This window comes from Micromonospora sp. WMMC273 (assembly GCF_027460285.1).
Classification (GTDB): domain Bacteria; phylum Actinomycetota; class Actinomycetes; order Mycobacteriales; family Micromonosporaceae; genus Micromonospora; species Micromonospora aurantiaca.
The window spans coordinates 5,936,027-5,950,342 of sequence record NZ_JAPZBE010000001.1; the positions used below are offsets into that span (position 1 = coordinate 5,936,027).

General features: G+C 72.4%; 8 protein-coding genes. 7 read left to right on the forward strand and 1 reads right to left on the reverse strand.

Annotated elements, in window-relative coordinates:
• The first annotated feature begins 270 nt into the window (after positions 1–270).
• From O7611_RS27580 to fxsT, 7 genes are all read left to right on the forward strand, one after another.
• The gene (locus O7611_RS27580) at positions 271–2,316 is read left to right on the forward strand and encodes a hypothetical protein (RefSeq protein WP_269697816.1); all 2,046 of its coding nucleotides are present in this window, start codon (positions 271–273) and stop codon (positions 2,314–2,316) included.
• Positions 2,317–2,326: 10 nt separating this feature from the next.
• Positions 2,327–4,588, forward strand: coding sequence for a hypothetical protein (locus O7611_RS27585; protein WP_269697817.1), 2,262 nt, complete (start codon positions 2,327–2,329; stop codon positions 4,586–4,588).
• A gap of 273 nt (positions 4,589–4,861) precedes the next feature.
• Positions 4,862–5,035, forward strand: coding sequence for a hypothetical protein (locus O7611_RS27590; RefSeq protein WP_194800416.1), 174 nt, complete (start codon positions 4,862–4,864; stop codon positions 5,033–5,035).
• 6 nt (positions 5,036–5,041) lie between these two features.
• On the forward strand, positions 5,042–7,348 hold the full coding sequence (locus O7611_RS27595) for an FxsB family cyclophane-forming radical SAM/SPASM peptide maturase (RefSeq protein WP_269697818.1): 2,307 nt from the start codon (positions 5,042–5,044) through the stop codon (positions 7,346–7,348).
• Entirely contained in the window at positions 7,345–8,151 is an 807-nt protein-coding gene (locus O7611_RS27600; protein WP_194800414.1) for an aminoglycoside N(3)-acetyltransferase, read from the forward strand. Before O7611_RS27595 ends, O7611_RS27600 begins: the two co-directional genes overlap by 4 nt.
• Positions 8,152–8,280: 129 nt before the next feature.
• On the forward strand, positions 8,281–9,471 hold the full coding sequence (locus O7611_RS27605; RefSeq protein WP_194800413.1) for a TIR-like protein FxsC: 1,191 nt from the start codon (positions 8,281–8,283) through the stop codon (positions 9,469–9,471).
• Positions 9,468–13,403, forward strand: coding sequence for an FxSxx-COOH system tetratricopeptide repeat protein (fxsT, locus tag O7611_RS27610; RefSeq protein ID WP_269697819.1), 3,936 nt, complete (start codon positions 9,468–9,470; stop codon positions 13,401–13,403). Before O7611_RS27605 ends, fxsT begins: the two co-directional genes overlap by 4 nt.
• Here the strand turns inward: fxsT and O7611_RS27615 are convergent.
• Positions 13,381–14,301 carry an alpha/beta fold hydrolase gene (locus tag O7611_RS27615; RefSeq protein ID WP_194800411.1) on the reverse strand — a complete coding sequence of 307 codons (921 nt, stop codon included), beginning with the start codon at positions 14,299–14,301 and terminating at the stop codon, positions 13,381–13,383. The genes fxsT and O7611_RS27615 overlap by 23 nt on opposite strands.
• Positions 14,302–14,316: the final 15 nt, after the last annotated feature.

Below are 14,316 nucleotides of genomic sequence, written 5' to 3' on the forward strand. Positions count from 1 at the left end.
ATTCGTCGTAGCGCACTGATCCCACACCCGGCCTGCCACGCGGCCACCCGCGCCCGCCCGGTGGGCCATCGATGCCGCCGTCCCGTGCCATCGACTGTGAGCGATAACACGTCGTTCGTCAAGTCGTAACAGTCGATGGACCGGGGAGCGCGCCGTCGGGGGACCATGTCAGCTTCTCGACCCAGCACTACCGCCGCCCGCACCACGGCCCGACAGTGCACACGGCTGGAGGGGGTGGGGGAATTGGGGCAGCCGGCGAACGAATCCGTCATGATCCGGGACTGGTTCAGCGTGCCGCGGGTGCCCGCCGAGGACCGGGTCGCGGTCTTCGGCGCACGTACCCAGGACCCACGGGTGGAATTCGTCGCGCTGACCGTCAAGTACTGGATGGACGCACACGCCACACGCTCGATGACCCGCGAGCGCGTGCTGGCCGCGATGACCGGCCGCATCACTCCGGAGAACGTCTGGGACCTGGTCTCGATGCTCGCGCGACTGCGACTGGCCGAGGCGTTCTTCGACCTGGCCGCCTCCGACGTCGACTCCGACGGCACGTTCCGTCGCTACCTGCTCGGTCTCGACCCCGCGCTGCTCGACGCGATGCGGCACTACGCGGCCTGGAACGGGATCAACCCGAAGCTGTTCCTGGACGGCTTCGCCGTCGGCGTCGGGGAGTCCGTGGCGACGGTGGTGGTCGACCTCGGCAAGCTCGTGCACTTGATCGGCCGCCTCCAGCAGGAGCAGTTCACCACGCTCATCGTGCTCACAGTCGACCCCCGCGCCGGTGTCCAGCGCCTCGCCGACCAGGCCACTGTCGTACGCCAGGCGCTGGCCGGCATCGTCGCCGCGCTGGACCCGACCACGGTTCCGGAACGGCTGCTGGCGCTGTGGCGCGGCTGGGCGGCCGAGTTCGCCCGGCACCTGGAGAACCTCGACCCGTTCGCCGCCGGCCGCCTGCTCGGCCGCGTCGCCGGCGACCTCTATCAGGTGCTCACCGGGCTGGTGCATCTCGCCCGGCTGCTCGGCGGCGTCGCGGTCCGCGCCGCCGTCCGGTACGTGCCGCTGCTGCTCGCGGGCGCCCGGGAGGCGCGCCTGCTGACCGCCCGGACGGCCGCGCTGCTGGTGGCGATCGGCCGGGCAGCGATCCTCGCCGCGCCCCAGGTGGGCCTCGCGATGCTGCGGACGCTCTTCCCGCCGAAGGTGCTCGACGCGCTGTTCCGGCAGGGCCGGATGCTGCTCGCCGACGCCGAACTCACACTGACCCTGTTCAACCAGGCGGCGCACGCCGAGGCGTTCGCCGGCGCCGGGGCGGGCACCCGGCTCGGCGCGCTGGTGAGCCTCGACGGCCGGCCCGTGCTGATGGCGAGCATGTCGGAGACGGTGTCGTCGGCCGGCCGGGCCGCGACCCGCGCCGAACTGAACGAGGCGCTCGACGAGATCATCAAGCGGGTCGAGGACCTGCGCGAGTTGACACCACCGAAGACACCCCGGGACATCCGGGCCGCCGTCGTACGCGCCGCCGTCGCCCGGCAACTGGAGCAGCGGCTGACCACCGCGTTCAACAGGGCGCTCCAAACCGTCGCGTACGAGGAGTACCGCGCGTTGCGCAAGGCCGGGCAGGCGCAGCCGTGGCGGCTCGGTCAGCAGGTGCACCGGCGGATGGCCGCCGAGGTCGCGCAGCTCGCCGGCCGGTCACCGGGCCTGGAGCCGTTCGCGGAGAAGTCGCTGGCGACGGTCGTCGAGGCGGTCCGCGCCGCCCACCCGGAGCTGGCGCCCGCGCTGCGCGGCTCCGAGACGGTGCTGCGCCGGACGGTCGCCCAGATGCTGCTCGGCCACCCGGACCGGGATCTGCTGCTGCGCCTCGTCGGGTTCACCGGCAACCCGGCCGCGACCGGCGCGGAGAAGGCGCTCGCCGGCCACCTCGCCGAACGGTTCCGGTGGAAGGCGTCGACCACTGTCGGGGACCTCCGCTCCGACCTGCTGCTCGTCGACCCCGAGGCGGCCCGCGTCACGAACGTCGACTGGACCTCCTCGACGAAGCTGGAGCGCTTCGAGAAGACCTGGGGGATCGTCGCCGACGACCTCGGGGAGACGTTCGACGGGCGCTGGGAGGCCGTCGCGGAGGCGTACCAGCGGGCCGCGAAGGGCGGTGTGCCGGCGGAGGTCGTCGCCGGCCTCGACGAGCTGACCGCGCACGCCGTACGCGAGACGGTCGTCCGCCAGGCCGCCCTCAGCCAGTTGTTCCCCGGGTTCTTCGTCACCTCGCACGAGATGGCGTACCGGGGCCTGCAAGCCCTGTTCAACCTGCCGCTGTAAAGGAGCACCGATGGGCAGAGTCGTCGTCGCCGACGCCGATCCGGCGACGCTTGGTTTCAGCACCGCGCATTCCGACCGGTACGTCTACTCCAACTACTTCGTACCGGTCCGGCTCACGTTCGGCGGTGGCGAGACGCCCATCCTGCCGTTCTACGTCAAGCAGGCGCTGATCGAGGCGATCCGCTACGGCGGACTCGACGGCGACCGGCTGCCGCACCTGCTCAAGGAACTCGGCCTCTACGACCTGTGGAAGGCCAACGACATGGACGCCGCCACCGAGGCGCTGCCGGGCGCCGACTCGGGCATGTCGTACCGGGAGCCGCCGGCGCGGCGCCAGACGCTGCTCGGCGACCAGCAGGCGGAGTTCCTCGCCGGCCTGCTCCAGTCCGACGTGGGCATCGCGTTCCTCGACCGCACCCGGATCCGGCCGGTGGGCTTCGCGCTCGGCGAGCACGTCTACGCGCTGGCGCTCGCCCCCGGTGAGGAGGCGGTGCTGGAGCAGCGCACCTACACCAAGCGCGAGCTGACCCTGGAGGAGCAGAACGAGTCGGAACAGCAGACCGATGTCGAGCTGACCAGTGCGCTCACCACCGAACTCCAGGAGGGCTTCGAGCGGCAGAAGTCGCTCACCGACACCTGGGGGCTCAACGCGAGCCACACCGGCCAGTACACCAGCCCGACCGGCATCTGGGGCACCTTCAACGCCAGCCACACGATCGGCTTCGCCAGCAGCGTCACCGCGGCGAGCCAGGAGACGAGCCGCCGTGCCGTGAAGGACAGCCGGACCGCCACCTCGAAGGTCGCGGCGCGCTACCGCACCCAGCACAAGACCGACTTCAAGCTGGTCACCGAGACCGGCGCGGAGTCGTCCTCGAAGCGCACCGTCCGCAACCCGAACCGGGCCACGCCGATCACGCTGCACTACTTCAAGGTGCTGCAACGGCTGGAGCTGGCCCACGAGCGGTACGGGGCACGGGTCTGCTGGGCCCCCACGATCAAGGATCCGGCGTTCGCCTTCGCCCAGAAGATCGTCGACGGACGGCAGCGGATCCGCGACAACGCGGTCGCCGCGCTGCCCCCGATGCCGGTGAAGCCGGAGCGCCCGCCGCGTGGCGCGCCCGCCGCGGTGGAGACGCGCGTCGTGTACTCCCCCGTGGTCACGCTCGACAAGTGGGGATTCACCGGCGACATGAGCGCCGACTACGACGTCGACGTCGCGTTCGAGGCCGGCTGGGAGTGGGACGGCGACGTCGACACGATCCGGCAGAACCTCACGCTGATCACCCGCCGTCCGCCGGACGCGATCGCCGCCCGGGTGGTGGGCGTGCCGGTGGTCACCGAGGCGGACGGCCGGCCGGTGCTCCGCGTACGCGTGCACGTCGGCGCCCGGAGCTGGCTGGCGGGTCCGGGTGCCGACGTGCAGCTCGCCGCAGGCTTCCGGCGTACCCCGACGGTGGTGGACCAGACCGCCGACGACGCGGCGTACAACGCGCTCGTCGCGGGTCACCTGACCGATCTCCAGGAGTGGCAGGACCGGCGCGACGAGGCGCTGGCCGCGGCAGAGGCGGCCGGGGACGAGTTCGAGGCGCGGCTGCGGGCCGGTTTCTCGCCGGTGAACGAGATGGTCTCGCAGATCGTGGAGACGCACTTCCCGGCCAGCGTGCGGGACGAGGCGTGGGAGATCGACTTCTGGCACCGCGTCTTCGACTGGGAGCGCGCGTCGTTCGTGGCGTACCCCGGCTGGTGGTCCGGCGGCGACGCCCGCGCCCCGGAGCGCGACCCCGGCGACTTCGTCAACGCCAGCTGGGCGAAGCTCTACCTGCCGGTACGGGCCGGGATGGAGCTGACCGCGCTGCGGTGGATCTTCGGCAAGGTGGTGGCGACGCGCCTGGCACCGGCGGTGGAGCGGGAGCTGGAGGCGTTCGTGGACGAGCTGACGACGTACCGGACCGGCCACCTCGGCTCCGGCGACGAGATGCCCGAGCTGACCACCGAGTGCCAGGACGTGCCCGAGCGGGTGTACTGCCTGGCGAAGTGGACCGAGCTGATGCCCACCGACGGCACCCACCTGGAGGTGGTGCAGGGCGTCACGACAGCGGCCGACGCGGTGACCGCCAAGGAGATCAGCGACGCGGAGGCGCTGCGGGCGGCGCTGCTCGACGGCGAGGTGCAGACCAACCGGCTCCGGACCAAGGCGTACGACCAGATGACCGAGCCGGCCGACGTCGACATCCGCCTCGGCACGCCGTCCGGGAGCGGCCCGGCCGTCTGAGCCGCTCGTCCACCCCGGTCCCTCGGCTGACCAGGGGATCGGGGTGGACGATTTCTGCAAAAGTCTGGACTTTTGATTCGTAGCCTAGATCGGTAAAAAGGCGCATAATTGATCCCTTACGGTCGCTCTCCCGGGCGACGACGACGCCGGCCGGCGAACCGTCCAGAGATTCACCTTCGCGCCGATGGGTCCATTGTGCTGGATCCCCCGGAGCTAATAGTGTGCCGTCGCTGCTGTGCTCGACGGGCGCATACACGAACCTAAGGAAAAGTCATGACAACCGTCCCCATGCGCCAGGAAGAGCCCCCGGTGTCGCTGGGCAGGGTCCGCGCGGAGCCCCTCGACCGGCTCTCCGCAGCGGACATATCCCCGATAGTGCGCCGGGTGATGGCGGCTCATCTCGACAAGACCCGGGTCCCCGCGGCGAAGTTCGGCTCGTTCATCTGATCTGCGATGTCCCCCGGGCCGGCCCGCGCGGCGCTCACCGAGTTCGTCCTGAAGGTGCACGCCAGGTGTGACCTGGCGTGCGACCACTGCTACGTCTACGAACACGCCGACCAGAGCTGGCGCCGCCGCCCGGTGCGGATGACGCCGGACGTGCTCCGGGCCGCGGCCGGACGGATCGCCGAGCATGCCGCCGCCCACCGGCTGCCGGACGTCACTGTCGTCCTGCACGGCGGTGAGCCGCTGCTCCTCGGCCCCGAACGACTGGGTCAGGTGCTCGCCGACCTGCGGCGTGTCATCGGCCCGGTCACCCGGCTGCGGATCGGCATGCAGACGAACGGCGTACTGCTCTCCGAACGGTTCTGCGACCTGCTCGCCGACCACGACGTCGCGGTCGGCGTGTCGCTCGACGGCGACCGGGCCGCCAACGACCGGCACCGGCGCTTCCGGTCCGGCGCCGGCAGCTACGACCAGGTGCTGCGCGCGCTCGCGCTGCTGCGCCGCCCGGCGTACCGGGGGATCTACGCCGGCCTGCTGTGCACGGTGGACGTGCGCAACGACCCGATAGCGGTCTACGAATCGTTGCTCGCCCAGGAACCACCACGAATCGACTTCCTGCTCCCGCACGCCACCTGGGACGACCCACCGTGGCGGCCGGCCGGCGGCGGCACCGCGTACGCGGGGTGGTTGCGCACCGTCTACGACCGCTGGCGGGCGGACGGCCGGCCGGTCGCCGTCCGCCTCTTCGACTCGCTGCTGTCCACCGCCGTGGGCGGACCCAGCGGCACCGAGTGGCTCGGTCTCGATCCGGTCGACCTGGCGGTGATCGAGACGGACGGCGAGTGGGAGCAGGCGGACTCGCTCAAGACCGCGTACGACGGCGCGCCGGCCACCGGTATGACCGTCTTCTCGCACGCGGCCGACGACGTGGCGGCCAGCCCGCTCCTGGCCCGCCGCCGCTCCGGCCGGGCCGGTCTCAGCGACGAGTGCCGGCGGTGTCCGGTGGTCGACCAGTGCGGCGGCGGACTGTTCGCCCACCGGTACGGCGCCGGGCACTTCGACCATCCGAGTGTCTACTGCGCCGATCTGAAAGAGCTGATCGTGCACGTGAACGAGAACCCACCGGCACCCGTCCGGCTCGACGCCGGCCTGCCCGACGACTTCCTCGACCGCCTCGCGGCGCCGACCGGCGACCGGGTCGCCATCGGCCGGCTCGTGGAGGCACAGATCGCCATCGTCCGCGCGCTGCTCGCCGAGGTGGCCGACCGGCTGCCGGCCGGCGGGGCCGGAGCCGACGGCTGGGCGGCGCTGGCCGCGCTCGACCGTGGTGCGCCGGATTCCGTGGCCCGGATCGCGGCCCACCCGTACGTGCGGGCGTGGGCTGTCGACTGCCTCGCCGGCACCGGCACCGGCGCCCGGCAGGGGCCGGACTACCTGAGCGCGCTCGCGGCCGCCGCCGCGCTCGACGCCGGCACCCCGGTACGTCTCGACGTGCCGGTGCGGCACGGCCGCCTGCACCTGCCGACGGTGGGCACCGTCCTGCTGCCCGAGGTGGGCGACGGCACCGCGCGGGTCGAGACCGGCCCGGGCTCGCTGCGGGTGACCGCCGGAGACGTGAACGTGGCGATCCGCACCGGTACGCCCGGGGACGCGCCCCGGTGGTGGCCCACCCGCGTGCTCGCCGCCGCGGACGTGAGCGTCCTGCTGGAGGACGGCGATCCGCACCGCGACTGCCACCGGCTGCCCGCCGGCGACCGGCTCGACGACGCGGGCGCCGCGCGCTGGGCCGAGACGTTCGCGGCGGCGTGGCAGGTGATCCGGGACGAGGTGCCGGGCCACGCCGAGGAGCTACGTACCGGGCTGCGGGCCGTGGTCCCGTTGCGGCGCAGCGGCGCGGGTGTCAGCGAGGCGTCGACCGCGCGGCAGGCGTTCGGCGGCGTCGCGGCCACGGAGACCGACGCGGGCTCGCTCGCGGTGCTGCTCGTGCACGAGTTCCAGCACAGCAAGATGAACGCGCTGCTGGACGTCTGCGACCTGGTCGACGGCACCCGCCCGATCGACATCACAGTGGGCTGGCGGCCCGACCCGCGGCCCGCCGAGGCCGTCCTGCACGGCATCTACGCGCACGTGGCGGTGGCCGACATCTGGCGGATCCGGGCCGACCGTCAGGTCGACGGCGCGCAGGCGGTCTACCGCCGGTACCGCGACTGGACGGCCGAGGCGATCGGCGCGCTGCAACGGGCGGACGCGCTCACCCCGGCCGGTTCGCGGCTGGTCCGGCAGGTCGCCCGCTCGATGTCCGGGTGGCCGTCGTGACCACCGCCGTCCCGCCCGCGTACCGGGTCGACACGCTCACCGCCGACCTGCGCGCGCTCGGGCTCGGCCCCGGCGACGTGGTGCTCGTGCACTGCTCCCTGCGCGCGCTCGGACCGGTCGACGGCGGGCCGGCCACGCTGGCCGGCGCCCTGCGGGCCGCCGTCGGCCCGTCCGGCACCGTCGTGGTCCCGGCGCAGACCCCTGACAACTCGGTGAGCAGCCCGGCGTACCACGCCGCGACCGCCGGGCTCACCGACGAGGAACGTCTGGCGTACGAGGAACGGATGCCCGGCTTCGACCCGGCCGTCACGCCGTCGTTCGGGGTCGGCGCGTTCGCCGAGCACGTACGCCGGCTGCCCGGCGCGGTCCGCAGCCGGCACCCGCAGACGTCGTTCAGCGCGTGGGGGCCGCGGGCGGCGGAGCTGATGCGCGTCCACGACCTCGACTCCCATCTCGGGGAGCGGTCCCCGCTCGCCGCCCTGGAGGCGGCCGGCGCCCGGACGCTGCTGCTCGGTGTCGGTTATGCGACATGCACCGCGCTGCACCTCGCCGAGTACCGGCTGCGGCGCCCGCCGCCGCGTCGTCCGTACCGCTGCTACGTGCTGCGCGACGGCCGCCGGGAACGGCTCGACTTCGAGGCTCCGCACCTGGATGCGGCCCCTTTTCCGGCGATCGGCGCGGAACTCGACCGGGCGGCGTTCACCCGGCGCGGGACGGTCGGTGACGCACCGGCCCGGCTGCTGCCGATATCCGACGCGGTCGGCGCCGCCGTCACGTGGATGGACGCCCACATCGGACGGTGAGGGCCTGGTAACCCGGGCGCAACCTCTCTACCCTGATCGATAGACGCCGCATCGTGTCGACTGGGGAGCAGCGCGTGATCATTACCGGTTGGGGGTCAGACACTCGTCCCGTGGAACGGTCGTGTCGTCGTGACCTCTGAGCGGCCCACGCTGCCGGGCCCGCCCTATTTCTTCCTCAGCTATGTCCCCCCGCCGACACACAACGACCGCACCCCGGGCGACCACTGGGTCCGCCGCTTCTACCACGATCTCAACCTGGCGATCGACGGCCGGCCCGGCGACCGGGTACGCCGGCAGGGCTTCGCCGACTTCATGGTGCGGCCGCCGGAGGCCCGGACGGAACGAAAACGCACCGCGCTGGCCGAGGCGGAGGTGTTCGTCCCGCTGTATTCGCCGGACTACCTCAACCGGGACGACTCGCGCCGGGAACGGGAGTGGTTCCGGCAACGGCTGATCCGGGCCGGTCGCCCGCCGGACGGCGACAACATCCTGCCGGTCCTGTGGATCCCGTCGCCCGCCGCGCTCCACGCGCCGGACCAGGCCCGGGCCGTGGCGATGGCCGCCGACGTGGACGTGTACGCCGCGAACGGCATGAGCGCGCTCTGCCGGCTCCAGAAGTTCCAGGACGCCTACAAGGAGGTGCTGGGCCGCCTGGCGCAGCACATCGTCGACACCGCCGAGCAGACGCCGCTGCAACCGGCCGAGCCGCCGACCGGGCCGACCGACCTGCCGTCGTCCCCGACCAGCGAGGTGCCGTTCCGGGCGGTGGTGATCGCACCCGACCAGCCGGCCGACCCGGGGCGGCTCAACGGCCGGTCCGACACCCACGCCGGCCGGTGGCGCCCGTTCCGCGGCCGGCCACCGGTGATCGAGGACGTGACCGACGCGGTGCAGCGACTGCGGATGCCGATCGACGTCCGCGACTTCGTCCCCGACGCCGGACTGTTCCGGTCCTGTCCGGGCGTACTCATGATCGATCCTCTGGTGGTCGAGACGCCGGACGGCGCGGAGGCCGTCCAGGCGGCCGTCGACTGCCTGCACGGCTGGGTGGGGGTCGTGCTGATCAGCGAGGACGCCCACCACGCCCACCGCTCGCACGCGGCCGGGTTGCTCGACCGGGCGGTGAGCATGCTCTCCGCCACCACACGCCCGCTGAAGATAACCACGTGGGACGACTGGCGGACCGAGATCCACGATCTGGTCCGCCGGATGCGACGCCGCTACCTGGAGGCGGGACCGACCTACCCGCCACCGGGACCGCCCATCAACAAGCCCCGGCTCTGGGAGAACCCGCCGTCCGACGAGGGAGTGGACACATGACCCGACGTGAGGGACAGGTCGTCACCTTCTACTCCTACAAGGGCGGCACCGGCCGGACGATGGCGCTGGCGAACGTCGCCTGGATCCTCGCCGCCAACGGCAAGCGGGTGCTCGCCGTCGACTGGGACCTGGAGTCCCCCGGCCTGTCGCGCTTCTTCGCGCCGTTCATCGACCGGGACGCGCTGGAGAGCACCGGCGGGGTGATCGACCTGATCCGGGAGTACGAGTGGGCGACCACCACCAAGCAGGACAAGGGCGACGACCGCTGGCACGAGCAGTACGCCCGGGTGCACAAGTACTCGTTCTCGCTGAACTGGTCCAACTTCCCCGGTGACGGGACGCTTGACTTCCTCGGCGCGGGCCAGCAGAACAACGACTACGCGGGCGCGCTCGCCGGGATGAACTGGGACGAGTTCTACGAGCGGCAGGGCGGCGGCTACTTCTTCGACGCGCTGCGCGCCGACATGAAGCGCAACTACGACTACGTGCTGATCGACAGCCGCACCGGGTTCTCCGACGTCGCCGACATCTGCACCATCCAGTTGCCGGACGTGCTTGTCACCTGCTTCACCCTCAGCGAGCAGGGCATCACCGGCGCGGCGAAGGTCGCGCGGCTGGTCGAGCACCGGTACGGGTCGCGGCGGATCCGGGTGCTGCCGGTGCCGATGCGCATCGACCCGGCGGAGAAGGTGAAGGCGGACACCGGGCGGGCGGTGGCGCGGCAGCGCTTCAGCGGTCTGCCCAGCGCCATGAGCGAGGCCGAACGGGACCGGTACTGGGCCCGAATGCAGGTGCCCTACCAGGCGTTCTACGCGTACGAGGAACTGCTCGCCACGTTCGCCGACCAACCAGGCGTCAACGGGTCGCTGCTGTCCGCGTACGAGCTGCTGGCCCGGGAGATCACCCGGGGTGAGGTGGAGTCGCTGCCGCCGATGAGCAGCGCGATCCGCGAGCGGGTCAACGCGCGGTTCACCCGTACCTCCAACTCGGTGGAGAACGAGATCATGCTCCGGCACGCCCCGTACGACCGGGTGTGGGCGGAGTGGATCGGGCACCTGCTGGTCTCGGCGGACGTCCGGGTGACCGACCCGTGGTTCACCGACGACGAGGCGCCCCGGACGGCCCGGGAGCTGATCATCGTCTCCGAGGCGAACGCCAACGAGGAGGCGGTGCTCGCCGCGCCGGACCGTTCGCCCGACCAGGTGCCGCTCGTCGTCTACGTGGCGGACGTGCGGCGCCTGGCGAACGTGCCGGCCGCGCACACCGTCTCGGTCGCCGGGTTGGAGGCGCGGACCGCCGCCGCGCGGATCCTGCGCCTGGTCGGCCGCGAGGGTGTGCCCGCGGACCTGGAACTGCCTACCGGTCCCCGGTTCCCCGGCCGGGACAACACGGTGTTCGAGGTGCCGGGCCGCAACAAGCGCTTCACCGGCCGCGAGGCGGACCTGCGCGAGCTGCGGACGCTGCTGCGCAGCAGCCCGAAGGTGGTGCTCTCCGGCACCGGGCCGGTGGCGTTGCAGGGCATGGGCGGCATCGGCAAGAGCCAGCTCGCGCTGGAGTACGCCCACCGCTACCGGGCCGCGTACGACATGGTGTGGTGGATCGACGCCGACCAGGTGCCGTTCATCGAGTCCGCCATCGGTGACCTCGCACCCTACCTGGGCGTGCCGTCGTCGGAATCGAACCGGGAGAACGCCCGGCTGGTGCTCCAGGCGCTGCGCCGCACCGACCTCCGGTGGCTGCTGATCATGGACAACGCCGACGAGGTCGACGGCGTCCTGCCGTACGTGCCGGACGGCAAGGGCCACGTCGTCATCACGTCCCGGAACCTGCAGTGGGTCGAGCGGGCCACCACGATCCCGGTCGACGTGTTCAAGCGCGCGGAGAGCATCCAGCACCTCACCGAGCGGGTGCCGACGATGCGCGTCGACCAGGCCGACCGGATCGCCGCCCTGCTGGGCGACCTGCCCATCGCGGTGACCGCCGCCGCGGCGTGGCTGGCCGACACCGGCCACTCGGTCGACAGCTACCTCACCGAGATCGCCAAGTTCGGGCCGGGCGCGGTGATGGAACCGAACAGCAACGTCTCGGTGGAGGCCACCTGGGAGCTGTCGCTCAACCACCTGCGGACCCGGAACCCGGCGGCCTACCGGGTGCTGCAACTGTGCTCGGTGTTCGCGCCGGAGATCTCCGCCGACCTGGTCTACAGCGACGAGTTCGCCGAGGCGCTGGTGCCGTTCCACCCGCAGGCGAAGGAACGGCTGGTCCGCCAGCAACTGGTGCAGCAGGCCAACCGGCTCGCCCTGGTCCGGGTCGACCTGCGGGCCGAGAGCCCGTCCGGCGGCGAGCGGGGCCGGGGCGGCCTGGTGCTCATGCACCGCCTGCTCCAGCACGCCGTCCGGTCCCGGATGACCGAGGAGGAACTCGACGAGGCGCGCCGCCAGGTCCACCTCGTGCTCGCCGCCGCCCGTCCCGAGGGCGAGGTGGACGACCCCGACGGCTGGCCCCGGTTCCGGGTCATCTGGCCGCACCTGGAGGCGTCGAAGGCGCCGCTTAGCCACCGGGTGGAGGTGCGGGCGCTGATGATCGACCGGGTCCGCTACCTCCAGTTGCGCGGCGACCTGGAGACCGGCCGGCGGCTCGGTGAGGAGGTCGCGCAGACCTGGGAGCAGATGCTCGCCGAGGAGACCGACGCACGGGCGCGCGACGACCTGCGCCGGCAGTTGCTGCACCTGCAGTTCAACCTCGCCAACATCCTCGCCTTCCTCGGGCAGTTCACCGAGTCCCGGGCGCTGGACGAGGAGGTCCTCGCGGCCCAGCGGGAACTGCTCGGCGAGGACCACCCGCACACCCTGATGACCGCCGGCGGGCTCGCACGCGACCTGCGCGGCATGGGCAAGTACAACGAGGCGCTGCGCCTGGACGAGATCACGTTCAACGCGTGGAAGCGGAACTTCACCGAGGAGCACCCGCGCACCCTCGTCGCGCTGAACAACCTCGCCACCACCCAGCGCCTGATGGGCGACTTCCGGGAGGCCCGCAAGAACGACGAGATGGTGCTGGCCGGGCGCCGCGCAATCCTCGGCGAGGACCACCCGGACACGCTCGCCTCGTCCGCGTACGTGGGCATCGACATGCGCGACGCCGGCGACTACGAGCAGTCCATCGCCCGGCTCCGCGGCGTCCACCGGGACCTGCTGCGCACGGCCGGTGCCGAGCACCTGATGACCCTGCGCGCGCAGACCAACCTGGCGGTGTCGCTGCGCTCGGCGGGGCACGCGGTCGAGGCGGGCAAGCTCCTCGAAGCGGCGTACGAGCTGCTGAACGAGCGGTTCGGGCCGGACAACCCGGAGACGCTGACCTGTCGGCTGAGCCTGTCCGTCAACCTGCTCACCGTCGACCTGTTCCAGCGGGCCAGCCGGGAACTGACCGAAGTGCACCGCGTCTACCAGAACAACCTCGGCCCGGGGCACCCGCTGACGCTCGTCTGCTTGGTCAACCTCGCCATGGTGGCCCGCCGCGCCCGGGACTTCGTCGAGGCCCGGCAGCTCGCCGGCCAGTCCGCCGACGCGCTCGCCGACGTGCTGGGCGACGAACACCCGTACCCCCTCTCGGGGTGGATGAACCAGGCCATCTGCATCGCCGAGCAGCCCGACCCGCCGGAAGGCCGGGAGGCGGCGGACCTGGAGGCGCTGGCGCTGTTGCGACGTGCCCACGACGGCCTGGACCGGATGCTCGGCCGCGACCACCCGAACACACTGCGCTGCCGGGCGAACCTCCTGGTGATGCAGGAGCGGGTGGAGGGCGGTCGGCGGGCGGAGCTGGAGGCGGTCACCCGCGAACTGACCTACCGGCTGGGCGAGAGCCACCCGGCGGTCGAAACCCTCCGGGAGAACCGGTTGCAGCGGCGCATCATCGACCCGCATCCGATCTGACGGTGGCCCGCTCCACCGGATCGGCCAGCCAGGCGAGGATCTCCGGCAGCACCTCCACCGCGCCGAAGTGCGCGCTGCGCGGCTGCACGTGCAACTGCGCGCCGGGGATCTGTTCGGCCAGCCAGCGGGTGTGGCTGGCCGGGGCGAAGTTGTCGTCCGCGCCGTGCCAGAGACGTACCGGCATCCGGATGTCCGGGAGCGTGACGCCCCAGTCGGCGCGCAATGCCAGCACGTCGTCGATCCAGCCGTGCGGCCCCTGGCGCAGCGCCTCGGCATAGGCGTCGGTGAGCTGCCGGCGGATCGGCACCCCGGCCACCACCCGGCGGTCGGCCTCGGTCATCTGCCCGACCAGCAGCGCCAGCAGCGAGCCCGGGTCGTCCATCGTGCGCTCGGCCCGCAGCCGCAACTGCTCGGCGAGCATCGGCACGTCGTGCTCGGCGGCGCCGTAGTCGCGCACGTTGGCGTCGGTCATGCCGCCGAACCAGTCCAGCCCGGTCGCGCCGGCCGGGGCGAGGCCGACCAGGACCGCGGTCCGCCGTACCCGGTCCGGCAGCAGCGCGGCGCAGGCCAGGGCGTGCGGACCGCCGCCGGAGCGCCCCACCACCGAGAACCCGTCCAGGCCCAGGTCGTCGGCGATGGCCGCGACGTCCGCCGCGGCGTCCGCGACGCGGCGGCCGGGCAGCCGGCTGGAGCCGCCGTAACCCGGCCGGTCGTACGAGATGAGCCGTACACCGAGCCGGTACAGCACGATGGACCGTGGTCGTGGACCGTTGCGGCTGCCGGGTGTGCCGTGCATGAGGAACACGGGCCAGCCGCGTTCCGCCCCGGCGATGTCGACCGCCAGGTTCCTCCTTCCCGTCCGGACGATGTGCTCTCGGTGCCTGGGCGAGTGTGCCAATCGGGGCCTCCGGAC